The following is a 23,623-nucleotide window of genomic DNA, read 5'->3' on the forward strand; positions in this document are numbered from 1 at the left end:
CGTCTAAACCTTGGTGAGCTTCATCTAGGTTTTTCGCTTTCTGAATGATAGAAAACCCAAGCTCGAGTTCGTCTTCTCTTATTCCGCGTTATTCGACCATGGCGTGCGTGAGCCGCTTCTCCTGACTCTTCTTTTTGACGAGGTAGAAGAGGATTTCCAGGCAGTCTTTAAGCGCCGATGGGAAGTTTAAATGCGCGTGAAGAAAGCCTTGCCATCCGCTGACTAATCACCCACCAATTCTTCCACCGGCAATTGGTTCGTTACCTTCACTTCCCGCAGCGACAGATTCGAGCGGATGCTCGAAACGCCAGGCAGTTGGCGCAGTACCCGCTCGACGAAGTGGCTGTAATCGTCCAGGTCGCGGGCGACGACCTGCAGCAGGAAGTCCGCTTCGCCGGTGGTGTTGTGACAGGCCAGCACCCGCGAGCTTTGTTGTATCAAACGCTCGAACTCGGCGGTGGCGGCCTCATCGTGCTGGGTGCAGGTGATCTGTACGAACGCGAGTACGCTGCCGCCGATGGCGCGGCGGTTCAAGTTAGCTTGATAGCCCTCGATGACGCCGCTCTCCTCCAGGCGTTTATGGCGCCGCCAGCAGGTCGCTTCGCTGATGGAAAGCCGCTCGGCCAGTTTGGCATTGGAGAGGCGGCCGTCGGCCTGCAGGTGGCCGATAATTTTGGCATCCACTTTGTCTATTTGGCTCATGATGGTTATCTCTTTCAAATTAGCCGAACCAAATGAAAGAGTGCTTCATTATTAGTCTTGTCGTCCAGCCAACAGAAAAGTAATTTCAAGCGCGGCTGGTTATAGTAAAACGCCCCATGACTGCGTTGGAGTACTCCATGAAAGCCGTTGTTTTCGAAAACTTTTCCGCTCCGCCGGCCATCCAGCAGGTACCTGACCCGACGCCCGAACCCCACGGCGTGGTGGTGAAGGTGATGGCCAACGGCGTATGCCGCAGCGACTGGCACGCCTGGATGGGGCACGACCCGGATGTCGTGCTGCCTCACGTTCCGGGTCATGAGCTTGCGGGCATCGTGGAAGCGGTGGGCAAGGATGTGACCCGCTGGCGCGTCGGCGATCGGGTAACGGTACCGTTCGTGGGCGGCTGCGGTGCCTGCCTGGAGTGCCATTCGGGTAACCATCAGGTGTGCGATCATCAGTTCCAGCCGGGCTTTACCCACTGGGGCTCCTTTGCCGAGTACGTGAGCATTCACTACGCCGACGTAAACCTGGTGGCGCTGCCGGAACGTCTCGATTTCGCCACGGCGGCGAGCCTGGGGTGTCGTTTCGTGACCTCGTTTCGCGCGGTGGTGGGCCAGGGGCGCGCCGCGGCGGGCCAGTGGGTGGCGGTGCACGGCTGCGGCGGTGTCGGGCTCTCGGCGGTGATGATCGCCAATGCCTTGGGCGCCAACGTGGTCGCGGTGGATATCTCGGAGAAAGCACTGAAGCTGGCTCGCCAGCTGGGCGCGGTGGCGACCGTCAACGCGGCCGAAGTGGCCAACGTGGTCGAAGCGGTGCGCGAGATCACCCAAGGCGGCGCTCACGTCTCGCTGGATGCGCTGGGCCACCCAAGTACCTGCTTCAACTCGATCAGCAATCTGAGAAAGCGCGGCCGCCACGTTCAGGTGGGGCTAATGCTTGCCGATCACAGCACGCCCGCAGTGCCCATGAGTCAGATCATCGCCAACGAGCTGGAAATCCTTGGCAGCCACGGCATGCAGGCCCACCGCTACGGCGACATGCTGGCGATGATCGAGTCCGGCAAGCTGGCCCCTGAGCGGCTGATCGGCCGGCGCATCAGCCTGGAGGCGTCGATCGATGCGCTGGTGACTATGGATACGTTCGAAGGCGCCGGGGTGACGGTCGTCACCGAGTTCTAGCCAGTGAAGCCGGGCTGCGACGGCCCGGAGCGTCCACTCGATTTACTTCAACCAACCCAAGCAGATTATTCGCTCCTCAACCGTGGCGCCGGGTTTTACACTGGGCGCATTCTGGATAAAGGAGCGATACATGTCCGCGTCGAACGTTGAAACCCCGCGCCGCGTCATCCGCCAGCACGCGGCTCACCGCGACGATATCGGTGATCTCACCACCCGGCGGCCGCTACCGGGGCCCGGGCTCGATCAGCTCGACCCGTTTCTGTTTTTAAATCACCACGGCCCGCAGACGTATCCAGCGAACAACCAGGGTCTGCCGTTTGGCCCGCACCCGCACCGCGGCTTCGAGACGGTGACGTTCATTCTCGAAGGCTCGCTGGCCCACGCCGACAGCACCGACCATCAGAGCGTGATACACGCCGGCGGCGTGCAGTGGATGACCGCCGGCAGCGGTATCGTCCACGCGGAAGTGTCGCCGCCGGAGTTCAAGCGCGACGGCGGGCCGCTGGAGATTCTGCAGCTCTGGATCAACCTGCCCTCGAAGCTCAAGATGAGCGCGCCGCACTACGTCGGCCTGCAGCAGGGCGATATTCCCCGAATTCCCCTTGCCGGCGGCGTCGAGCTGAACCTGATCGCCGGACAGTGGGAGAGCCTTCAGGGCCCCATCGATACGTTGACTGGCGTGTTCATGTCCACGCTCACGCTTGCCGCCGGCAGCCGCGAGACGCTGCCCGTCGCCCCAACGCGGCAGGTGTTTCTCTACGTGGTGGATGGCGATGTGAGCGTGGGCGGCGAGCCGGTAAAGGCCCAACACCTGATCGAGTTTGATCGTGAGGGCGGCCATGTCGAACTCGAGGCATCGAGCGATGCGCGGCTGATCTTCGGCCACGGCGATGTGATCGACGAGCCGGTCTACTCTCACGGCCCCTTCGTCATGACCACCCGCGAGGAGATCATTCAAGCGGTCGAGGATTACCAGGCGGGTAAGTTCGGGGGCTTGAACGCCTGAGAATGCGTGGTTAAAGCGGCTCGCCGCGGTAGTAGTGCCACAGAAAAAGCGAGCCTACGCTGCGCCAGGGCGCCCAGTGTTCGACCATTTGGCGCGCCTGTTTGGGCGTGGGCTTGTCGTCCATTCTTTTTAGCCGCCCCAGCGCCACGCGCAGGGCCAAATCGTCCGCCGGGAACACGTCCGTTCGCCCGAGCGAGAACATCAGATAAATCTCGGCGCTCCAGCGCCCAAAACCTCTGAGGGCGGTGATGGCGCTGATGACCTCTTCATCGCTCAACTGCTCGAGCCCATCGGCGCTGAAAGTGCCGGCGAGCTCCGCCTCGGCCAGCCCCCTGGCATACTCGACCTTGCGCCAGGAGAGCCCTGCATCGCGCAGTACCTGGCCCTCCACGTCCATCACCGCTTGGGCATGAAGCGCCGGCAGCAGAGTGTTGACCCGATTCATGATCGAGCGCGCCGCCTCGACGGAGAGCTGCTGGCTGACGATGGTCGAGAAGAAGGTGGCAAAGCCGCGCTCGCGCGCCCGGGCGGCGGGGGCGCCGACCTGGGGTAGGGCGCGGGCGATATCGGCATCAACCTTGGCAAGGGCGGCCATGGCCTGGGGAATGGTCTCGGGTGTCATAAAAACTCGCTGAATGGGCGGTATCGTTCTTGAGTGTATCCGTCCTAAACGTCAACGAGGGCGTTGGCGCCCGTCTTTTTGGCCGCACGTGTTTCTACTTTCGTCTAATACTGCGATCATTCGCGCCATTGTGAATCGATAAGCGGGCAGAGGCCCGAGGAGTCAAGTGTGCAGGAGTCTTCCACCGGTTGGGCGCGTAATCCGCGGCTGGCCGAGTTTGCGTTAGCGCTGGGCGGTTTCGGGATCGGCACCAGCGAGTTCGTCATCATGGGGTTGATGAACCGGGTGGCGGGGGATCTGGCGGTCACCGTGCCCCAGGTGGGCTACGCCATTAGCAGCTACGCCCTGGGCGTGGTCGTGGGGGCACCGATCATCTCGGCGCTGGCGGCGCGCATGCCGCGGCGCCTGTTATTGATTCTGCTGATGCTCGTGTTTGCCGTTGGCAACATCGCCAGTGCCATGGCGCCGGAGTTCTGGTCCTTCGTGGGCTTGCGTTTTCTGGCAGGGCTGCCTCACGGCGCCTACTTTGGCGTGGCCGCGCTGGTCGCGGCGGGGGCGGTGCCGGTGGATCAGCGGGCGCGGGCGGTGTCGCGGGTCATGATGGGGCTGACCGTAGCGATTTTGCTCGGCGCGCCGCTGGGCACCTGGGCGGGCAATCAGTTCGGCTGGCAGATCGCGTTTACCGGCGTAGGCGTCATTGCCGTCATCACGGCGCTGCTGATCCGCCTGTTCGTGCCGGTACAGCCGGTCGATTCGGCGGCAAGCCCCGTGAAAGAGCTCTCGGCGCTCCTGAAGCAGCGCGTGCTGGTGACCGTGGCCATCGCCTGCATCGGCTGCGGCGGCATGTTCTCCATCTTCAGTTACGTGATGCCCACGCTGACCCGCCAGGCCGGCATGAGCGAGGCGCTCGGCCCGCTGGTGCTGGTGATCTTCGGTATCGGTTCGATCATCGGCAACCTGGTGGGCGGGCGCATGGCGGACAAGAACCTGATGCGCGCGATCCCGCGCATTTTGATCTGGTGTGCGGTGATTCAGGGGCTCTACTACTTTGCCGCCAACAGCGTCTGGACCGGACTTCTGTTCGTCGGCCTGGTGGGCACCAGCATGGCGCTGGCGCCGTCGCTGCAAACGCGCCTGATGGACGTGGCCGAAGATGCGCAGACCATGGCGGCCTCGCTCAATCACGCGGCGTTCAACGGCGCCAACGCCCTGGGCGCCTGGCTTGCCGGGCTTGCCATCAGCGCCGGCTTCACGCCGTCGAGCACGGGCTTCGTGGGTACCGGGCTTGCGCTATGTGGGCTTGCGATCTTCGTTTTTGGGCGGTGGCTGGAAAAACGCACGTATCCGGCACCCTCGCTCAGTAATAACATGAGTTAAATCGGCGTTTGCGCAAACAAGGCTGGCAAAGTTGCGCAAACCTTTCTAGGTTGTATAAGTGCACCCCATAAGGAGATGACTCATGCATACCCCGATTTTGAAAACCTCGCGCATCGTGACGCTTTCCGCCATTGCGGCACTGACGATTGGCCTGGCTGGCTGTGGTTCCACCACCGGTGAGCGTGCCACCAGCGGCGCGGGTGTGGGCGCCGCGGTAGGCGCGGGTACCGCGGCGGCCACCGGCGGCAGCATCGGTGGCGGCGCGATCCTCGGTGCCGGCGCAGGTGCCGCGGCGGGCGCGCTGACCGACGAAGACGACATCAACCTCGAGTAATCGTCTAACGACACAGCCCGTAGCCGCGCATGCCCATGTGAAAGTGGTCGGCATGCGCGGCGTTATAGTTTGGTCCCAGCACGTTCCCAAAGCTCTTGCAGGCGCCATCCCGCGCCGCTCTAAAGAACGCTCCTACCGCCCCCTCGTCGTCCCAGTTGCTGATCAGCGTAATGCGCTGGCCGTTTTCGAACCGAAACCCCGTGACATCCAACGCTTCCGCGGTAGCGTGCTCGCTTCGCCTTCCCGTTGATCTTCCGTAAACGTTGCGACAGGCAAAACTTCCCACGTGATCCACCTGGCTGACGCGGCTACTCATAAGCTCGACGGCGGCGGGCTGAAGTTCGTGGCGCTCGAACATGACCCAAGCCAACGCCATGGGGCAGGAGGCGACGAAGCTTCGGTTGAAGCGTACGCTGCTCGAATTGATGCGCACGATGTTGGAAAGCGGGCAGCTCGCCGTCGGCGAGTAGTCTGCCACCGGCGTGTAGTCGAGCTCGCTTGCGGGTACGGTGTCGAGCGCGGCCAGACACCCTTGACGGTCGCCTTCCAGGCGCTTGAGCTTGAGTTTGGTGACCGGCGTGATCGGGTCGTCGATATGCAGCGGGGCCCAGGGCGCCCATTGACGGGGAATCTCGATGATGCCTTTTTGCAGCGCCACGCCCAGGGCTATCAGCGCCAGAATGAAAACCGTTCCTCGCATGCCACTCTCCTTGGGTGACTAACGCTTATTGAGCGCGCCCAGGCTTTTACTACAGCCCGCGCGGCAGGTATGCGATACTGCCCGGCTTTAGCGCCACCTGCGAGCGGTAAGCGTGGCGACGCCAGGGTCAACGACTGTTTTTGAGGGGAGCGTTTCATGTCCCAGGGTACGCTGTTTATCGTGTCGGCGCCGTCGGGCGCGGGAAAAACCAGCCTGGTTCGCGAGCTGATCGAGAGCCTGGACGGTCTTCAGGTATCGGTATCGCACACCACGCGCGGCCGGCGCGAAGGCGAAGTGGACGGAGTGAACTACCATTTCTGCCCGGTCGCGACGTTTGAAGCCATGATCCAACGCGGCGATTTTTTCGAATACGCCCGCGTGTTCGATAACTATTATGGCACCTCGCGCCACGCCGTGCAGGAGCTGCTCGCCGCCGGTCAGGACGTGATTCTCGAAATCGACTGGCAGGGCGCCCAGCAGGTGCGCGAGCAGATGAGTGATGCGGTATCGATCTTCATCCTGCCGCCGTCACGGGCCGAGCTTGAGCGGCGCCTGTCAAATCGCGGTACCGACGAGCACGCGGTGATCGCGCGGCGCATGCGTGATGCGGTCAATGAGATGACCCATTACGACGAGTATGATTACCTGGTGATCAACGACGATTTCACCACCGCGCTTGGCGAGCTGCAGGCGCTGATCACCAGCCAGCGGCTTACACGTGCTGCCATGCAGCATCGCCACGCCTCGCTGCTCAAGGCGCTCTTGTCACAGGCGCCGGCGGTCGAGTAATCTATCGGGTCCAGTGACCCATTTTTGCCGAGTCGGCGGTCGTTTCACGCCCTGCCGGCCCGGCGTCGTTTTTTAAAGGAAAGCTCCCATGGCGCGCGTAACCGTCGAAGATTGTCTCGAAAACGTAGAAAACCGCTTCAAGCTGGTGATGATCTCTACCCAGCGGGCCCGCCAGCTCGCCCGCGGCTCCCGCGATGCGCAGCTTGCCTGGGAGAACGACAAGCCCACGGTCATGGCGCTGCGTGAAATCGCCGCAGGCTTGGTCGATCACACGGTGCTCGACGAGCCGGTCGAGGCGCCGGTGCGCCAGCGTCCGGCCGCGCCCAGCATCCAGATCGACGACTAAGTCCGGAACCGAAGGGGCGCGTTCCATGTTCACCATCGATGACCTGGCCGACCGACTCGGCGGCTATCTACCCTCGGACGAGATCCAGCAGGTCAAACGCGCCTTCTACTACGCCGAACAGGCCCACGATGGCCAGCGGCGCCGCTCCGGCGAGCCCTACGTCACCCACCCGCTCGCCGTCGCCAACATCCTCGCCAACATGCACATGGACCATCAAAGCCTGATGGCGGCCATGCTGCACGATGTGATCGAGGATACCGGCGTGTCCAAAAAGGCCTTGGGCGAACAGTTCGGTCAGCCGGTGGCAGAGCTGGTCGACGGCGTCTCGAAGCTGACCCAAATCACCTTCGAGGACAAAGCAGTCGCTCAGGCGGAGAACTTTCAGAAGATGGTGCTGGCGATGTCGCGGGACATTCGCGTCATCATCGTCAAGCTCGCCGATCGGCTGCACAACATGCGCACGCTGGGGGCGCTGCGGCCGGACAAGAAGCGGCGCATCGCCCGCGAGACGCTGGAGATCTACGCCCGCGTGGCCGGGCGGCTCGGGATCAACACCATCCGCATCGAGCTCGAGGATCTTTCGTTTCAGGCGATCCACCCGATGCGCGCCGAGCGGATCAAGCGCGCGGTGGCCAGCGCCCGCGGTAACCGGCGAAGCGCGATGCGCCAGATTCAGTCGTCGCTGCAACAAAGCCTGGACGACGAAGAACTCAAGGGCACGGTGATCGGTCGGCAAAAGCATTTGCTCTCCATCTACAAGAAGATGCGCGACCAGCGAAAGCCCTTTGCCGAGATCATGGACGTGTTCGGCTTTCGCATCATCACCGACGATGTGGCGAGCTGCTACCGGATACTCGGCGTGGTGCACAACCTCTTCAAGCCGGTGCCCGGGCGCTTCAAGGATTACATCGCCATTCCCAAGGCGAACGGCTACCAGAGCCTGCACACCACGCTCTTTGGTCAGCGCGGCATGCCGATCGAGGTGCAGATTCGCACCCGCGAGATGGAAGCGATGGCCAACAACGGCATCGCCGCTCACTGGCTCTACAAGGCCGGCCAGACCGAGCATCCGATCGCCGAGGGCAGCCACGCCCGGGCACGGGCCTGGGTCAAGGGCTTACTCGAGATGCAGCGCCACGCCGGCGACTCGCTGGAGTTCATCGAGCACGTCAAGAATGACCTGTTCCCCGACGACATCTACGTGTTCACGCCCAAGGGCGACATCATGGAGCTGCCCCAGGGCGCCACGGTGATCGACTTCGCCTACAGCGTGCACACCGATATCGGCAACAACTGTATCGCCTGCCGGATCGATCGCCACCTGGCGCCGCTCTCCACGCGACTGGAAAGCGGCCAGACGCTCGAGATCATCACCGCCCCCGGCGCGCGGCCCAATCTTTCGTGGCTCAATTTCGTCACCACCGCCAAGGCGCGCTCGGCGATTCGCCACGCCCTGAAGCATCAGCAGCAGTCCGAGGCGATCATGCTCGGACGGCGGCTGCTCAACAAGGCGCTGGCCTCATATGAGACGAGCCTCGAGGAGCTCGACGAGCGGGTTTTCACCAAGGCGCTCAAGGAGCTCGACGTCTCCTCGCTGGACACCCTGCTCGAGTCGGTGGGGCTGGGTAATCGCATGGCTTACGTGGCGGCCCGGCGGCTGGCGGATACCGCCCAGGGCGAGAATCGCGAGATCAACCGGCTGGAGAACAGCGATAACGCGGTGGTGATCAGCGGCAGCGAAGGCATGGTGTTGAGTTTTGCCCGCTGCTGCCACCCGCTACCCGGTGATGCGGTCGTGGGGCATTTGTCGGTGGGCAAGGGCATCGTCGTGCACCGCGACGAGTGCCGAAACCTGGTGGATTTGAAAAGCGACCCGGAAAAGCTCTTCACACTGCAGTGGTCGGAGAATATCGACGAGGACTTCCCGGTGGCGCTGCGTATCGAGATCGAAAGCCGCCGGGGGCTGGTGGCCGAGCTCGCGGGCCTGGTCACCGACGCCGATGCCAATATCGAGCGGATCGGCATCGAGGAGCGCGACGCCAAACTCTCGACGGTGAACCTGACCCTCTCGGTCAAGGGCCGTGTGCACCTCGCGCGTATCATGAAACGCATTCGCAACCTGCCAAGCGTCAGCAAAATAACTCGAACGGCCAACTAAGCCTTCCCTAAGTAAGCCGCCCCTGGTAGCCCCGGGGCGCGCGGGATTTTTTGATTACAGGAGCAGCATAATTATGAGCAATAAAGCCGTTATCAACACCGAAAAGGCACCGGCTGCCATTGGCCCGTACTCCCAGGCGATCAAGGCGGGCAACACGGTCTATCTCTCCGGTCAGATTCCGCTCGACCCAAGCTCGATGGAGATCGTCTCTGGTGACATCGAAGCCCAGGCCCGCCAGGTCTTCACCAACCTGCAGGCGGTGTGCGAAGAGGCCGCCGGGTCGCTTTCCGATATCGTCAAGCTCAATCTTTATCTCGTGGATCTGGACAACTTCGCCATCGTCAATCGCGTGATGGAAGAGTTCTTCAAGGCGCCGTTCCCGGCCCGCGCCGCGGTGGGCGTGCGCGCGCTGCCCAAGGGCAGCCAGGTCGAAGCGGAAGCGGTCATGGTCATCGGCGACTAAGCGGCTGAATGGACATAAAAAAGCGAGCCTTTGGGCTCGCTTTTTTCGTCAACAGGCACGGGGATCAGGCGCTTTTGGAGGTCAAAAAGCCGCCTTCCTTGAGAATCTGGGCGTAGCCTTCGCGAAAGCTGGGGTAGCGAAATTCGTAGCCGGTTTCGCGCACGCGGCTGTTGTCGCAGCGTTTGCTGGTACGCCGTCTCAGCGGCGACTGCATGGTTTCGGTCGCGGTGGCCTTGAGCTCCTTGGCCAGCCAACTCATGACGTTGTACATGGTGGCGGGCTCGGAGTCGCTGCCCAGATAGAGCTCGGCCAGGGGTTTACCGCTCTCCTGACACTGGATCAGGTGGGCGAGAATCCCGGCGCAATCGTCGCGGTGGATGCGGTTGGAGTAGATCGCCGGGGTGATCGCCGCCATGCGCCCGCCCTTGACCTGGTGGATCAGCCGGTCGCGGCCGGGGCCGTAGATACCGGAAAAGCGCACGACCGTGCCTGGTAGCGGATGATCCAGCAGCGCCTGTTCGGCATCGCGCATCAGAGTGCCCGAGAAGCTGGTCGAATCGGTGGGGCTGACCTCGTTGACTACTTCACCCTCCTGCTGACCGTAAACGCTGGTCGAGGAGACGAAGAAGATGCGCCGTGGCGGTGTTTCGTGCTGTTCGAGCACGCCCAGCACCCGTTTCAAGCCGTTCGGGTAGGCGCTCTGATAGGCGCTCTCCTCGAAGCGGTCGGCGCTGACGGTATAGATGACGTAATCGGCTTCGGGCAGCGCAGAGGCACTGGCATCGTCGAGCGTCGCAAGGTCGAGCGCCAGGGGCTCGATGCCGGTCCCCTGTAACGAGTCGGCCTGGCGGCGCACGCCGATGACGCGATGGCCTTCGCTGGTAAGCTCGCGCCCCAGGGTGGTGCCGATATCGCCACAGCCGATGATCAGTACAGTGAGTTTCACCTGCGCACTCCTCATGATAAATATTCCCTATTAGATACAAAGTCCTCTTGAGATATGCCATCGTCAAGAGAATTTGTTTGTCCTTGCCGTCCCGTTCATGGCCACGCTGAGTCACGACCTGCTACGAGAGGATGCCATCCGGCACCGTTATGACTTTAACAGAACTTCGCTACATCGTAACCCTTGCACAAGAGCGCCACTTCGGCCGCGCCGCCGAACGCTGCCACGTTTCCCAGCCCACGCTCTCGGTGGCGGTGAAAAAACTCGAGGATGAACTCGACACACCCCTGTTCGAGCGCTCCAAATCCACCGTACAGGTCACCCCGCTTGGCGAGAAAATCGTCGCCCAGGCGCAGCGCGTGCTGGAGCAGTCCAGCCTGATTTTCGAAATGGCCAGCGCCGGCCGTGACCAGCTGGCCAACCCGCTGCGCATCGGTGCCATTTACACCATCGGGCCGTATCTCTACCCGCATCTGGTGCCGGCACTGGCCGAGGCGGCGCCGCAGATGCCGCTCTACATCGAAGAGGGGCTGACCGGCGCGCTCAGGGGCAAGCTCAAAAGCGGCGAGCTCGACGTCATCATCGTCGCGCTTCCGTTCACCGAAACCGACGTGGTGACCAAGGCGATCTACGACGAGGATTTCGAGGTGCTGATGCCCAGCAGCCACCCCTGGACCGAACGGGAGGCGATCGAGAAGGAGGCGCTGCTCGAGGAGCGCCTCTTGCTGCTGGGCGAAGGGCACTGTTTTCGCGACCAGATTCTCGAGGCCTGCCCGGCGATCACCCATAAGCTCAACAGCCCCAGCAACACGCTGATCGCCGAAGGCGGCTCGCTCGAGACCATCCGCCACATGGTGGCCTCGAAGCTCGGCATCACGGTGCTGCCGCAGTCGGCGCTGGGAACGCAGAAGGATGAACGCTCGCTGCTGGCGAGCCGGCCGTTCGTTTCGCCGTCGCCCTCGCGCACCGTCGCCATCGCCTGGCGGGCGAGCTTTCCCAGGCCCAAGGCGATCGATGCGCTGGTGCAGGCGATCAACCAGTGCCGGCAGGCCATGCCATGAACGCGCTCGATGCGCCGGTCACCGAGCTCAAGGGCGTCGGCGAGGCGCTGGCGGCCAAGCTTGCGCGCCTGGGCGTCGAGCGGGTGAGCGATCTGCTCTTTCACCTGCCGCTGCGCTACCAGGACCGCACGCGCTTGACCCCGATCGGGCTTTTACGCGCGGGCAGCGAAGCGGTGGTCGAAGGCGAAGTGACTGCCTGCGACATCGTCAAGGGGCGAAGGCGAAGCCTTCTGGTGCGTCTTCGCGACCAAAGCGGCATCCTGAGCCTGCGCTTTTTCCACTTCTCCCCGGCGCAGAGCCAGCAGCTGCGCCCGGGCGTGACGCTGCGCGCCTTCGGCGAGGCGCGCGCCGGTGCCACGGGGCTCGAGATCTATCATCCGGAGTACCGCCCGGTCGGGGACGCCGAGACGCCGGTCGAGGAGCACTACACGCCGATCTACCCGACCACCGAAGGGCTCCACCAGACCCGGCTGCGGGCGCTGGCGCTGCAGGCGCTCGAGCGACTCGAAGCCGCCCCGGAGGCGCTGCCGGACATGATTCCCCCGCCGCTTGCCGAGCGCTTCGGCCTGCCCGGGCTTCACGCAAGCCTTGTGCTCTTGCATCAGCCGCCGCCGGAGGTCGATCTCGACACGCTCGCCCATGGCCTGCACCCGGCGACCCGGCGGCTGGCGCTGGAGGAGCTTCTGGCCCACCAGCTGAGCCTTCGCGAGGTGCGCCTGCGTATCCAGGCCGACGGTGCCCCGCGTCTGCCGGCCGGGCGCAGCCTGCAAACCCGCTTTCTGGCCAAGCTGCCTTTCGCGCTCACCGGCGCTCAGCGCCGGGTACTCGAGGAGATCGAGCTGGATCTCGCCGAGCCCGCGCCGATGCTGCGGCTGGTGCAGGGCGATGTCGGTTCCGGCAAAACCGTAGTCGCCGCCATGGCGGCGCTGTCGGCGCTGGCCGGCGACTGCCAAGCGGCGATCATGGCGCCCACGGAGATTCTTGCCGAACAGCACTACCGCTCTTTCAAGGCCTGGTTCGAGCCGCTGGGTATCGAGGTCGCCTGGCTTGCCGGCAAGCTCAAGGGTAAAAGCCGCCTCGATGCCAAGGCAGCGATCGCCGATGGTCGGGCGCGGATGGTGGTCGGTACCCACGCGCTGTTCCAGGAGGACGTTCACTTCAAGTGCCTGGGGCTTGCGATCATCGACGAGCAGCACCGCTTCGGTGTGCACCAGCGCCTGGCGCTGCGCGAAAAAGGCGAGGCGGGCGGGCTTACCCCGCACCAGCTGATCATGACCGCCACGCCCATTCCCCGTACGCTTGCCATGAGCGCCTACGCGGATCTGGACGTCTCGATCATCGACGAGCTGCCGCCGGGGCGCACGCCGGTCAAGACCGTGGTGGTGTCCGACGAGCGCCGCCCGGAAGTGGTCGAGCGCATTCGCCGCGCCTGCAGCGATGGCCGCCAGGCTTACTGGGTCTGCACGCTGATCGACGAGTCCGAGGTGCTGCAGTGCCAGGCCGCCGAAGTCACCCGCGAGGAGCTGACAACAGCGCTACCCGAGCTTGCCATCGGTTTGATCCACGGGCGCATGAAAGCGGCGGAAAAGGCCGAAGTGATGGCGGCGTTCAAGGAAGGCGAGCTGGATTTGCTGGTCGCCACCACGGTGATCGAGGTCGGCGTGGACGTGCCCAACGCCAGTCTCATGATCATCGAAAACCCGGAGCGCCTGGGGCTTTCCCAGCTTCATCAGCTGCGCGGACGGGTCGGGCGGGGAAGCCTGGAGAGTTTTTGCGTGCTGCTTTACCACCCGCCGCTGTCGAAAAGCTCGAAGGAGCGTCTGGGCGTGATGCGCGAAACCACCGACGGCTTTCGCATCGCCGAGAAGGACCTGGAGATTCGCGGCCCGGGCGAGGTGCTCGGCACCCGCCAGACGGGCCTCGCCCAGATGAAGGTCGCCGATCTCGAGCGCGATGCCGACCTTCTGGAGCGCGTCACGGCGCTGGCGAAAACGCTTCAAGGCGACCGTGACGCCACCGCCGTGCTGGTGCGCCGCTGGCTCGGGGAAGCCGCCGGACGCTACGGGCAGGTCTAGCGCTCGGCCGGTTTGGGCCGCTGGGTGAGCCGCGCCGCGCTTTGGGCCAGCGGCGTGAGCTGCTCGGCGATCAGCCTGAGCTGGCTCTGGATCGGGCGGTAGAGCGTCACCGCGGTGGCGCGTTCGCTGCTGACCGGCGTGGCGGCGTCCTTCGGCGTATCGCCGAGGGCGGCGAGCAGCATCTCGGTCTGCTCATCGAGCGCGGTGACGGGCTGGCGCGCGTGTAGCTCACGGGTCATCGCCTCGAGCAGTTCGCTGATACGCCGGGCCTGGGGCATCAGCGCGGCGTCGTCTTCGTCGTCGGTCAGCCGGTGGCGGTGGGCGCCGAGTGCCGACAGGTGGCTCAACAGCGTGTTGGAGAGCACCAGAAAGCGCAGCCCGCTGTCTGCGTCCTGCTTGCGGTAGTGGCCGGGCTCGTGAAGCATGTTGGTTAAGAGCGTCGAGAACGCCGCATCCGCGTTGTGGGCGTTGCGCCGTGCCAGCCGGTAGGCCAGATCGTCCTGTTTACCGGTTTCGTACTGGTGAACGATCTCATCCAGGTAGCCACGGTGGCTAGTGAGCACCTTGGCCGCCTCGCGGTAGAGCCGCCGCCCCTGCCAGTCGGGCAGAATGAAGAACACCGCAAGCCCCGCAATGACCGCGCCGAGCAGCGTATCGAACAGCCGTGGCCAGATCAGGTCAAAGCCGTCCCCCACCTGGTTGAAGCTGCACAGCACCAACAGCGTGATCGAGGCGGTGGCGATGACGTAATGGCGCTCGCGGTTGGCGAAAAAGCAGACCCCGGCGGCCACGGCGATCATGCTTTGAACACCGGGCTGGGGGAAAAGCGAAATGGAGGCCCAGCCCACGACCAGCCCTAGCACCGTGCCCAGAATCCGCTGGGAAAGAAAGCGCCGCGTGGTGGCGAAGTTGGGTCGGCACACGAACAGCGTGGTCAAGAGAATCCAGAACCCCTGCTCTGGATCGAGCCACTGCAAAAGCGCATAGCCTGCGACCAGCGCACTCGACAGGCGCACGGCGTGGCGAAAGGTGGGCGAGCCCAGCGTCAGATTCAGCCGCACCCGGTTCCAGGCTTCCTTGATGCTCGACGGCGAACGATCGAACAGCGCGCTGTCGCGGCGATCGAAGCTTGCATCCGGGTTGTGGACACTGGCGATCTGCGTCTCCAGCGTGGCCAGGTTGTCTGCCAGGGCGTTGAGCGGATGAATCAGCGCGCGCCACTCCGGACGGTCGCGGTCACTCAGATTGTCGATCGAGGCGCGCAGGTCCATCAGCGCCTGCTCGCTGAGTTCGTGATCGAACGGGCGGTTGAGTAGCAAGGACTTGGCCAGTTGGCGACAGGCCCGGCCCTGCTGGTCCAGAAGGCGCTGGCAGCGAAACAGCACGTCGTGGTGGAAGAACGCCTCGGTCAGCGCGCTGTAGGGGTAGTGGGTGGAGCTCGCTCGCTCGTGGATGTCCTGAGCGATGAAGTAAATGCGCAGGTAGCGGTTGAGCTTCTGGCTTCCGCGCTGACCCTCCAGGCGGCGAAAGATCATCTCCTTGGCCTGGTTGAGCGCGGCCACCACCTGGCCGTTTTGATGCGCCAGCGCCACCCGGCGTGCCTCCACATCCACACCGCGCACCGGCTCGAACAGCGCCGATTTGAGTATCAGAAACTCCCCCAGCGTCTTGTACACCCGCGCCATGCTCTGCTTGACCGGCTGGCGGGAAAAGAGCGCGCACCAGAGCACGGAGATGAGCCCGTACCAGGCCGCGCCCGCCAGCAGCAAAAGCTGGCGCGAGGCGACGTCGGCGTCGACGCCGCCATGCTGCTCGATGTTGATCATCGAATAGATCGAGAGAATCAGCGTGCCCGAAGCGATGGTAGCGTAGCGCTGGCCGATGGCGCCGAGCATGATCAGCGTAAAGGCCGACACCCCAAGCCCAAGCGCGAACAGCCAGGGCCAGGCAAACAGCCACTGCACCACGAAGGAGGCCAGCGCAAAGCACAAAAGCGTCACGATCAGCGCCTGAAGCCGCCCCTGCCAGCTGTCGTCGGTTTCCGAGAGCGCACAAGCAATGATGCCGAGAAACAGCGGAATGACCAGCGCCACGTCGGCTTGAAACACGCTAAACAAGAGCGCCCCGCTAAAGGCGATGAACACCCGCAGGCTGTAGGCGAATTTATCCAGGGTCCAAAGGCGGCGAAGGGGTAGAGCGATCGGCATGGCGTCTCTTCGATTGTTATTTAGACTTTAGTATAACTAATCGTCAGTATATCAACGTCGCCTGGTACCTGGCTATGCCGACCACCGCTTGGCCTAAAGCGTACGCTCCAGCGTTGTTTGCCGGCGTTCGATATCGACACTACGTCAGGCGCTTATCGCCAGCAGTCGGGTTGTGGCGGCAAAAGCAGGGCGCTTTCAGGGGAGCGAACCATCTGGTCGGGCGTGATGCGAGGGTGTTTAACAAAACGGCCCGCCGTAAAAGGCGGGCCGTTAAGCGCTACAGGTGCTTTAAAAGCTTCTGCAGTTTGGTCAGGTCGCTGGAATCGCCGACCAGGCGAACGTCGCCGTTCATCATGCCGTGCAGAAACGCCTGCTGGGTCGGCTTTTTGAGGATCCTGAGCGCCGCGTCCTGGTCGCGAAAGCGCAGCTCCAGATCCAGATCGATTGGCAGGCCCTTGCCCGTGGCGATGCCCTTGGGCGTCATTCGGTAGTGGCGTGCCGTGTGTAGATCCTCGGTAGCGATGCCCCAGTCCAGACCGCGCATTCGCTCGAGCTGCTCCTTGAAGCGCGGCTTACGCCGCAGCGCGCGCTTGAGCAACACGCCCAGTAGCCACAGCGCAAGCCGGAGTTTCATTAGGAAACGGCGTCCTTGAGCGCTTTACCCGGCTTGAACGCCACGTTCTTGCTGGCCGGAATGTTCAGCGGCTGGCCGGTTTGCGGGTTCTTGCCGGTGCGGGCGGCGCGCTCGCGTACGGTGAAGGTACCAAAGCCGATCAGGGCAACGTCTTCGCCTTTCGCCACGCTGTTGGTGATCTCATCGAGAATGACGTTCAGCACTTGGCCTGCCTTGTCCTTGGACAGGTCGGCGTTATCGGCGATGGCAGCGGCCAGGTCAGGTTTGCGCATAAAAGGGGTCTCCCTGATAGAAAAAATAAGCGTAACGCTTATGAGTGCGATTGAAAACGAACGAGTGTTTTAATTTGTCGGCTCAAGCTTGGTACCGGGCTCGAGCGCCACTGCGTTGCGATTTAGCCTAGCAGCGCGGGTACTGCTCTGGAAAGCTCCACTTTCCTTTTGACCGCCCCGCCTGTCAACGCAAAACCGACTAATTGACCATCTTTATCCTCGGCCAGCGCGGTGAACGTATCGCCTTCGCCCTCGATGCGCCACTGGGCGACCGGCGCGACCGGCGGATAAGCCACCACGGGTAGAAGCGGCGTTTTGACCACCACCGGCCAGGCGCCGAGGCGCACGCGGGTCGGCTGGCCGGTGAGAGTGGCGGCCAGCGCCTTGACGCTGGCCTGAAGCGGCGGGACGTACATGGCATTGACGCCGTCGATGCACGCCACATCGCCCAGAGCGTAAATACCGGCATGGGAGGTCGCTAGCGTCCGGTCGACCCGAATGCCGCTCTCGCTGACACTGATGCCCGCCTCGCGCGCCAGCGCGCTTCGCGGCGTAAGCCCGGTGGCCATCAGCACCACATCGACGTGATGGGTGTCGTCGCTGTCCAGGCTCAAAACGATATCGTCGTGCTCGCCGGCGGCGATGCGGCTCACCGTGCGACCCAGCGCAAGTTCGATGCCGCCGGCCTCGAACGCGCGGCCCAGCGCCTGGCCAAGCGTTGCCGGCAGAAGGCGGGGCAGCGGCGTGGTCTCCGGGGCGATCAGCGTGACCTGGTGGCCGCCGACAAGCAGGTCGTTGGCGAATTCGCAGCCCACGAGCCCCGCGCCGACAACGGCGACGCGCGCGGGTTCTGGCGCCAGGGCGGTGTAAAAGCGACGGTAATCGTCCAAATCGTTGACGCTGAAAAAGCGCTCGGCGAGCCCCGAGGGAATGTCGAAGGCGTTTCGCGGGCCGGCACCGGTGGCCAGCACCAGCGTCTCGAAGCCCACATACTCGCCGTCTTCAAGGGTGACCCGGCGGCGGTCGCCATCGAGGGCGACGACCCGGGTGTTCGGCCAGAGCGTGGCGTCGAGCTCATTGGCAACGCTGGCGGCGCTTTTTTTGGCGAGCTTCTCCGGTGTCAGGCGCTTGCCAAAGCCCGTCGAGAGCAGCGGCTTGCTGTACTCATCGGCGCTGCCGACGCTTACCAGGGTAATCGAGCGGGTATCACCGAGCCTTCGCAGCTCGCGGGCAAGGCCGATGCCGGCCATGCCGGTACCGATGATGAGAAGATCCACCGGCGCATCGGCGTGAGAGAAAGAGTCGGCCATGCCTTCACCAGACGTTGAAATTCGGGGGCTCGAAACGCGGATGTTCTCGAGAAAAGCGCGTTGGGCCATCATGTTACACTAGCGCGAACGACTTGACCGCTCTGGAGATCGCGTGGCAATACACACTCAGCCGATAGCGCTTTTTCCGCGCTGGCAACCCGTCGCGGCGTTTCGCCCGGCCATGAGCGCGCCCTGGTGGCAGTGGGTCGCCTCCACCGATTCGCTGACCGCACGGCTGGTCGCGGCGGGCGGGCGCCGCGCGTTTCGGGTACGGCTGCTGCGCCAGGGCGTCGGCGTACCCGAACGCGACGAAGCCCAGGCGCTTGGCCTTGCGCCGCGCCGGCTTGTTTGGTGTCGCGAGGTGGCGCTGTGCATCGATGACACCCCTTGGGTGGTGGCGCGCTCGGTGGCGCCGCTGGCGCAGCTCAAGGGGCTGCATCTCGAGCGTTTGGGCGAGCGTTCGCTGGGGAGCTGGCTGTTTCGCCAGCCGGATCTCGTGCGCGGCGCGCTTTACGCCACCGGCCAGCGTCCGGCGTTCGCTCATCGCCAGGCGCCAGAGCTTCCGAGCGTCTGGGCGCGGCGCTCGATCTTCTACCACGGCGGGCTGTCGCTTTTGGTGCAGGAAGCGTTTTTATCGACCCTGGCGGATGAACCCGATCTGGCTTCGCGCTAAGCTGGGCGCGCGATTTATCCTCGAGAGGTAAGCATGGACCGTTCTCTGCTGCGCCCGACCGGCTGGTCCCGGGCGCGTGATTTCATCACGCTGATGCGCCTTGATCGGCCCATTGGCACCTGGCTTTTGATGTGGCCGACGCTCTGGGCGCTGTGGATCGCCGCCGAGGGCGTGCCAGGACGCGGGGTGCTATTGATCTTTATCGCCGGCGTCTACTCCATGCGCGCGGCAGGATGCGTGGTGAACGACTACGCCGATCGCCACTTCGACGGCCACGTCAAACGTACCAAAAACCGGCCGCTGGCGACCGGGCGCATCGGGGAAGCCGAAGCCAAGGTGCTGTTCATCGCGCTGGTGGCGGTGTCGTTCATTCTGGTGCTGTTGACCAACTGGTTTACCGTGTTGCTGTCGGTGGGCGGGCTTTTGCTTGCCGCCGCGTATCCTTTCATGAAGCGCTATACCCACTTCCCCCAGGTGGTGCTCGGTGCGGCGTTCTCCTGGGCGATCCCCATGGCCTTTGGCGCGGTTCTGGGTCACGTGCCGCTCGAGGCGTGGGTACTATTTCTGGCCAACGTGCTGTGGACCGTCGCCTATGACACCCAGTACGCCATGGTGGACCGCGACGACGACTTGAAGATCGGCATCAAATCCACCGCAGTGCTGTTTGGCCAGGCCGACCGGCTGATCATTGGCCTGCTGCAGGCGGCCACGCTGTTACTGCTGGCCTGGGTGGGGTGGGCTATAAGTCTGGGAGGCTTTTTCTGGCTGGGCCTTGTGGCCATGGCGGCCACCTTCGTGCATCAGCAGCGCCTGATCGTTCACCGCGAGCGCGAGGCCTGCTTTCAGGCGTTTTTGAACAATCACTGGTCGGGGCTTGTGCTCTTCGCCGGGCTCGCCTTGAGCTTTTGGCCGGTGGCGGGCTAAGGTGGCAAAAGCGGGTGTCATAAAACTGTCACTCGCTCATGGTGTGATTGTCACCGATATGTCATCGACCACTTTGCCTGGACACCGTGAGGCCCGCCCATGACCGCCAAAACCGTTTTAATCGTCGACGATGAGGCGCCGATTCGCGAGATGATCGCGGTGGCGCTGGAGATGGCGGACTATCGCGTGCTCGAAGCCGATAACGCCCAGGATGCCCACGCGCTGGTGGTCGACAACCAGCCGGATCTGCTGCTGCTCGACTGGATGATGCCCGGTACCAGCGGCATCGAGTTGGCCCGTCGCCTCAAGCGCGAAGAGGCCACCGCCGAGCTTCCGATCATCATGCTCACTGCCAAGGGCGAGGAAGACAACAAGATCCAAGGGCTCGAGGCGGGTGCCGACGACTACATCACCAAGCCGTTCTCTCCCAGAGAGCTGGTCGCGCGCCTGAAAGCGGTGCTGCGGCGTACCACGCCGCGCGGCATGGAGGACCCGGTGGAAATCAACGGCCTGCTGCTCGACCCGGTAAGCCACCGGGTCAGCGCTCACGGCAAGGCGTTGGACATGGGGCCGACGGAATATCGACTGCTGCAATTTTTCATGACCCACCAGGAGCGCGCCTATACCCGCAGCCAGCTGCTGGATCAGGTATGGGGCGGCAACGTCTACGTCGAGGAGCGCACCGTGGACGTTCACATTCGTCGCCTGCGTAAGGCCCTGGGCGATGCTCATCAGAACCTGATTCAGACGGTGCGCGGCACCGGCTATCGCTTCTCCGCCCGGAGCTAGCGCGTGCACCTGTGGAGCCGGGAACTCTGGCGTATCGCCTGGCTTGCCACGCTCGGGGTGATCATGGGCTGGCTGTTTGGCGCGCCGGGGTTGGGCCTCGCCGCCGGGCTCGGCGTGTGTCTTTTCTACCACTTGCGCCAGCTGCGCGCGCTTTATCTATGGCTAACGCTTACGCCGAGCGAGGAGCCACCCGCCGGGCCCGGGCTCTGGGGCGAGCTTCTGGACCGGCTCTACCGCTACCAGAAAAGTCAGCGCATCACTCAGGGCCGCCTCAGAGCCACGCTTGCGCGTATTCAGGAGTCGTCGGAGGCGATGCGCGACAGCGTGGTCATGCTCGACCGTCACGGCGACCTGGAGTGGTGGAACAGCGCCGCCACAAAGATGATGGGGCTTCAAACCGCCCATGACCGCGGCCAGCACATCACCAATTTGTTGCGCGACCCCGCGTTTGTGCGCTACTTCTCGTCCCGCGAATACAGTGAGCCTCTAACGCTCACCTCACCCATCGACGAACGGCGCATTCTCGAGTATCAGATCACGCTTTACGGCGACGATGAGCGGCTCTTGATGGCACGTGATATCACCCGGCTGCACCGGCTGGAGCAGATGCGCCAGGATTTCGTCGCCAACGTCTCCCATGAGCTTCGCACGCCCTTGACCGTGCTCTCTGGCTATCTGGAAACCTACAGCGATCTGAGCGATCAACTGCCGCCAAGACTTGGCCGCAGCGTCGCTCAGATGCAGGCGCAAACCCTGCGCATGCAGAATCTGGTCGACGATTTGCTGCTGCTTTCGCGCCTCGAGATTGATCAGGGCGGCAAGGATCACCAGCCGTTGGCACTGGGGCCGCTATTGGAAAGCGTGTGTCAGGACGCCCGGGCACTGTCCGGTCAGCAGCACGAAACGCCCCAGCAGATCGCGCTCGAGATCGAAAGCGACGCGCGGCTGATCGGCAGCGAGCAGGAGCTGCGAAGCGCGGTGTCCAACCTGGTGTTCAACGCCGTGCGCTACGCGCCGGGGGGCAGTACGATTACGCTGCGCTACGCCGAGCTTGCCGAAGGCGGCGCCTGTATCGAGGTCAAGGACAACGGTCACGGCATCGACCCGATACATATTCCACGGCTGACCGAACGCTTTTATCGCGTCGATAAAGGGCGCAGCACGGCCACCGGCGGTACCGGCCTTGGACTTGCCATCGTCAAGCATGTGCTGATTCGCCACGACGGGCGGCTTTCGATCGAAAGTCGCCCGGGCTTTGGCGCTACCTTCCGCTGTATTTTCCCCGCCGCCCGCCTAAGCTGATCCTCTTTGAAACAACACCTGTACAAGTGTGTCAATATGGCATGTAAGAGTGGTACAGGAATGCTCATGTGTCATTTTTAGCCACTTTCAGAGCGCCTATACAGCCACATGGAACGCATTGTACAGGTTTTGTAATGTTATATATTATTGATTTTAAAGTAATTTAATTTTTTATTGGATTTATGGCACAGCCTCTGCAAAGATTTAAGTAAGAAAGACAGCTGCTTCAAAGTAGTCCGCCGCAAGGCACTCTTTCTTACTTTAAGCGGTACCACAGCAATTCAGGAGGTGGAATATGATGTCCAAGGAGCTACTCAAGAAAGCGGGTGTCGTAGGTATTGCGTTTGGTCTGTTGGCAAGCCCGATGGCCTTTGCACAAACCACCGAGCATCCGTCTATCGAAGAGAACCAGGATAGCATGGTCGAGCAGGATGAAACGCAAGATCATGGCGTCAATATGAACACCAATGAGAGCCCTGACTATACCCAGGAAGAGCTCACGACTGATCACCATACTCAAGGCCCGAACGATGAAACGATCGGCGAGCCGGACTCTATGGGCACCGCTCCGGATTCGATAGGCGATACCGATGAAGGCGCTGAAATGTCGCCGGAAGAAGTCGTCGAGAAAAACTCCGAGTCATAAGTAGTAGCGTTAAGTAACATTTGTTTGCAATTTCGGTACAAAGTATTACGCTTACGGAGTGAGCAAAAGAAGGGGCAAGGATGTCCCATTGCACGGATGCTCACCGATTCAAGGAATGAATCAAGCGAAGATCAAAACGTTTGTCAGGGTAGATTCCATGGTTGGAGACCCGCACAAGGATTGGAAGCTTACGTTACGTATCGAAATCGCTAAACGAGATCCAGACCCCGCCCTTTGCGGGGTCTAATTTTTTGTGGGTGCTACTTTCTTGTCGTAAGTATCGATAAGCGTGTGACGCTCTAAAAACCTTGAAACGTGTGACTGTCAGCCGCTTTCAACGGGCAGGCAGCCGTTCAAGATCACGGTAGTGAGCGTCCCACATCAACACTGCCCCGGCGACTGCTCCCGGTAGCAGGAAAAGATTGGCCAGCGGAATCCAGGTGATCAGCGTGACCAGACCCCCGTAGCTCATGCTGGGCCACCAGCGCTCGCCCAGCCGTCGGCGCATCTCCTTGAAGCTAACCTTGTTGTTATCCATCGGATAGTCCAGATAGGTGATCGCCATCACCCAGGCCGAAAACAGCGCCCATAAAAGAGGGGCCGCCAGATTGAGCCCGGGGATCCAGCTGAAGACGAACAGAAGCGCAACCCTGGGCAGGATGTAGCGCAGCTTTACGAGCTCGCGACCTACTGCGTCGAGCGCCGTTTTAGCCAGGCCGCGATCATCCAGCGGTTCTACCCCGGTGGCGGTGCGCTCCACGCGCGCGGCGAGAAACCCATAAAACGGCGCGGCGATAAAATGAGTCACCAGCGTGAACGTAAAAAAGATTGCCACCAGCAGGCTCAAAACGAACAGCGGCCAAAGCAGCCAGTCGAGCCAATCAAGCCAGCTGGGAATGCTCGCCATGGCGTGGTCCAGCCAGCCGGAAAAACGCCGTGCGGTGAAGCTTGCAAGGCCGATGTAGACGATAAGGTTGATGAGAATGGGGAGAAAGACGTAGCGCCGTTGCCCCTTTTGATACACCAGGCGCAGCCCCTGGCTCAGTGCGGAAACCGCAGTCAGCATGGTTGATCCTTTCGCAATACGCCCGACGAAAAGCGTGGGTGAA

The 23,623-nt window shown here is 62.7% G+C and carries 24 protein-coding genes; 15 read left to right on the plus strand and 9 right to left on the minus strand.

Annotation, left to right across the window (positions count from 1 at the left end; genetic code table 11):
• Positions 1-222 precede the first annotated feature (222 nt).
• Positions 223-702 (minus strand): Lrp/AsnC family transcriptional regulator, encoded by a 480-nt coding sequence (locus RN346_RS00140; RefSeq protein WP_311959168.1) that lies wholly within the window; start codon positions 700-702, stop codon positions 223-225.
• 137 nt (positions 703-839) lie between these two features.
• Between RN346_RS00140 and RN346_RS00145 the strand changes: the two genes are divergently transcribed.
• A complete protein-coding gene (locus RN346_RS00145) occupies positions 840-1,880 on the plus strand; it encodes a zinc-dependent alcohol dehydrogenase family protein (RefSeq protein WP_311961781.1) in 1,041 nt (346 codons plus the stop codon).
• Positions 1,881-2,010: 130 nt separating this feature from the next.
• The gene (locus RN346_RS00150) at positions 2,011-2,886 is read left to right on the plus strand and encodes a pirin family protein (RefSeq protein WP_311961782.1); all 876 of its coding nucleotides are present in this window, start codon (positions 2,011-2,013) and stop codon (positions 2,884-2,886) included.
• A gap of 10 nt (positions 2,887-2,896) precedes the next feature.
• On the opposite strand, the gene RN346_RS00155 is transcribed toward RN346_RS00150, so the two are convergent.
• Positions 2,897-3,508, minus strand: coding sequence for a DNA-3-methyladenine glycosylase 2 family protein (locus tag RN346_RS00155; protein ID WP_311961783.1), 612 nt, complete (start codon positions 3,506-3,508; stop codon positions 2,897-2,899).
• A 168-nt stretch (positions 3,509-3,676) separates the two neighbouring features.
• On the opposite strand from RN346_RS00155, the gene RN346_RS00160 reads away from it, so the two are divergent.
• The gene (locus tag RN346_RS00160; protein WP_263585632.1) at positions 3,677-4,885 is read left to right on the plus strand and encodes an MFS transporter; all 1,209 of its coding nucleotides are present in this window, start codon (positions 3,677-3,679) and stop codon (positions 4,883-4,885) included.
• An 82-nt stretch (positions 4,886-4,967) separates the two neighbouring features.
• Positions 4,968-5,219: a hypothetical protein gene (locus RN346_RS00165; protein ID WP_263585631.1), complete on the plus strand. Its 252-nt coding sequence runs from the start codon at positions 4,968-4,970 to the stop codon at positions 5,217-5,219.
• A gap of 4 nt (positions 5,220-5,223) precedes the next feature.
• Here the strand turns inward: RN346_RS00165 and RN346_RS00170 are convergent, their stop codons facing one another.
• Entirely contained in the window at positions 5,224-5,919 is a 696-nt protein-coding gene (locus RN346_RS00170) for an extensin family protein (protein WP_311959179.1), read from the minus strand.
• A gap of 156 nt (positions 5,920-6,075) precedes the next feature.
• On the opposite strand from RN346_RS00170, the gene gmk reads away from it, so the two are divergent.
• The 4 genes from gmk to RN346_RS00190 all read left to right on the plus strand — a co-directional run bounded on the left by gmk (position 6,076) and on the right by RN346_RS00190 (position 9,675).
• Complete coding sequence (gmk, locus tag RN346_RS00175; protein ID WP_263585629.1) at positions 6,076-6,708, plus strand: guanylate kinase; 633 nt, start codon at positions 6,076-6,078, stop codon at positions 6,706-6,708.
• An 88-nt stretch (positions 6,709-6,796) separates the two neighbouring features.
• Positions 6,797-7,054, plus strand: a complete 258-nt coding sequence (gene rpoZ, locus RN346_RS00180; protein ID WP_252107983.1) for a DNA-directed RNA polymerase subunit omega — start codon at positions 6,797-6,799, stop codon at positions 7,052-7,054.
• A 25-nt stretch (positions 7,055-7,079) separates the two neighbouring features.
• Positions 7,080-9,212, plus strand: a complete 2,133-nt coding sequence (locus RN346_RS00185; RefSeq protein ID WP_263585628.1) for a bifunctional (p)ppGpp synthetase/guanosine-3',5'-bis(diphosphate) 3'-pyrophosphohydrolase — start codon at positions 7,080-7,082, stop codon at positions 9,210-9,212.
• Between the two features lie 73 nt (positions 9,213-9,285).
• Positions 9,286-9,675, plus strand: coding sequence for a RidA family protein (locus tag RN346_RS00190; RefSeq protein ID WP_263585627.1), 390 nt, complete (start codon positions 9,286-9,288; stop codon positions 9,673-9,675).
• A 64-nt stretch (positions 9,676-9,739) separates the two neighbouring features.
• On the opposite strand, the gene RN346_RS00195 is transcribed toward RN346_RS00190, so the two are convergent.
• Positions 9,740-10,621: an SDR family oxidoreductase gene (locus RN346_RS00195; RefSeq protein ID WP_263585626.1), complete on the minus strand. Its 882-nt coding sequence runs from the start codon at positions 10,619-10,621 to the stop codon at positions 9,740-9,742.
• Between the two features lie 149 nt (positions 10,622-10,770).
• On the opposite strand from RN346_RS00195, the gene RN346_RS00200 reads away from it, so the two are divergent.
• Positions 10,771-11,682, plus strand: a complete 912-nt coding sequence (locus tag RN346_RS00200) for a LysR substrate-binding domain-containing protein (RefSeq protein ID WP_311959187.1) — start codon at positions 10,771-10,773, stop codon at positions 11,680-11,682.
• Positions 11,679-13,757 (plus strand): ATP-dependent DNA helicase RecG, encoded by a 2,079-nt coding sequence (gene recG, locus RN346_RS00205; protein ID WP_311961784.1) that lies wholly within the window; start codon positions 11,679-11,681, stop codon positions 13,755-13,757. The genes RN346_RS00200 and recG overlap by 4 nt, the downstream gene beginning before the upstream one ends.
• Here recG and yccS read toward each other — a convergent pair.
• From yccS to RN346_RS00225, 4 genes are all read right to left on the minus strand, one after another.
• Positions 13,754-15,964, minus strand: coding sequence for a YccS family putative transporter (gene yccS, locus RN346_RS00210; protein WP_311961785.1), 2,211 nt, complete (start codon positions 15,962-15,964; stop codon positions 13,754-13,756). The two genes, recG and yccS, sit on opposite strands and share 4 nt — an antisense overlap.
• Positions 15,965-16,241: 277 nt before the next feature.
• Positions 16,242-16,598, minus strand: a complete 357-nt coding sequence (locus RN346_RS00215) for a hypothetical protein (RefSeq protein ID WP_311961786.1) — start codon at positions 16,596-16,598, stop codon at positions 16,242-16,244.
• On the minus strand, positions 16,598-16,870 hold the full coding sequence (locus RN346_RS00220) for an HU family DNA-binding protein (protein WP_252107991.1): 273 nt from the start codon (positions 16,868-16,870) through the stop codon (positions 16,598-16,600). The genes RN346_RS00215 and RN346_RS00220 overlap by 1 nt, the downstream gene beginning before the upstream one ends.
• A gap of 122 nt (positions 16,871-16,992) precedes the next feature.
• Entirely contained in the window at positions 16,993-18,180 is a 1,188-nt protein-coding gene (locus tag RN346_RS00225) for an FAD-dependent oxidoreductase (RefSeq protein ID WP_311961787.1), read from the minus strand.
• 112 nt (positions 18,181-18,292) lie between these two features.
• Here RN346_RS00225 and RN346_RS00230 point away from each other — a divergent pair, with 112 nt between their 5' ends.
• The 5 genes from RN346_RS00230 to RN346_RS00250 all read left to right on the plus strand — a co-directional run bounded on the left by RN346_RS00230 (position 18,293) and on the right by RN346_RS00250 (position 22,514).
• Positions 18,293-18,853: a chorismate lyase gene (locus RN346_RS00230; protein WP_311961788.1), complete on the plus strand. Its 561-nt coding sequence runs from the start codon at positions 18,293-18,295 to the stop codon at positions 18,851-18,853.
• Positions 18,854-18,886: 33 nt separating this feature from the next.
• Positions 18,887-19,777 (plus strand): 4-hydroxybenzoate octaprenyltransferase, encoded by an 891-nt coding sequence (ubiA, locus tag RN346_RS00235; protein ID WP_263585620.1) that lies wholly within the window; start codon positions 18,887-18,889, stop codon positions 19,775-19,777.
• Positions 19,778-19,876: 99 nt separating this feature from the next.
• Positions 19,877-20,566 carry a phosphate regulon transcriptional regulator PhoB gene (phoB, locus tag RN346_RS00240; RefSeq protein ID WP_263585619.1) on the plus strand — a complete coding sequence of 230 codons (690 nt, stop codon included), beginning with the start codon at positions 19,877-19,879 and terminating at the stop codon, positions 20,564-20,566.
• 3 nt (positions 20,567-20,569) lie between these two features.
• On the plus strand, positions 20,570-21,868 hold the full coding sequence (gene phoR / locus RN346_RS00245; protein WP_311961789.1) for a phosphate regulon sensor histidine kinase PhoR: 1,299 nt from the start codon (positions 20,570-20,572) through the stop codon (positions 21,866-21,868).
• A 298-nt stretch (positions 21,869-22,166) separates the two neighbouring features.
• Complete coding sequence (locus tag RN346_RS00250; RefSeq protein ID WP_311961790.1) at positions 22,167-22,514, plus strand: hypothetical protein; 348 nt, start codon at positions 22,167-22,169, stop codon at positions 22,512-22,514.
• Between the two features lie 334 nt (positions 22,515-22,848).
• Here RN346_RS00250 and cysZ read toward each other — a convergent pair whose 3' ends face one another.
• Positions 22,849-23,580 (minus strand): sulfate transporter CysZ, encoded by a 732-nt coding sequence (cysZ, locus tag RN346_RS00255; protein ID WP_311961791.1) that lies wholly within the window; start codon positions 23,578-23,580, stop codon positions 22,849-22,851.
• Positions 23,581-23,623: the final 43 nt, after the last annotated feature.

The sequence above is a fragment of the Halomonas sp. PAMB 3232 genome, from assembly GCF_031954225.1.
Taxonomy (GTDB): domain Bacteria; phylum Pseudomonadota; class Gammaproteobacteria; order Pseudomonadales; family Halomonadaceae; genus Vreelandella.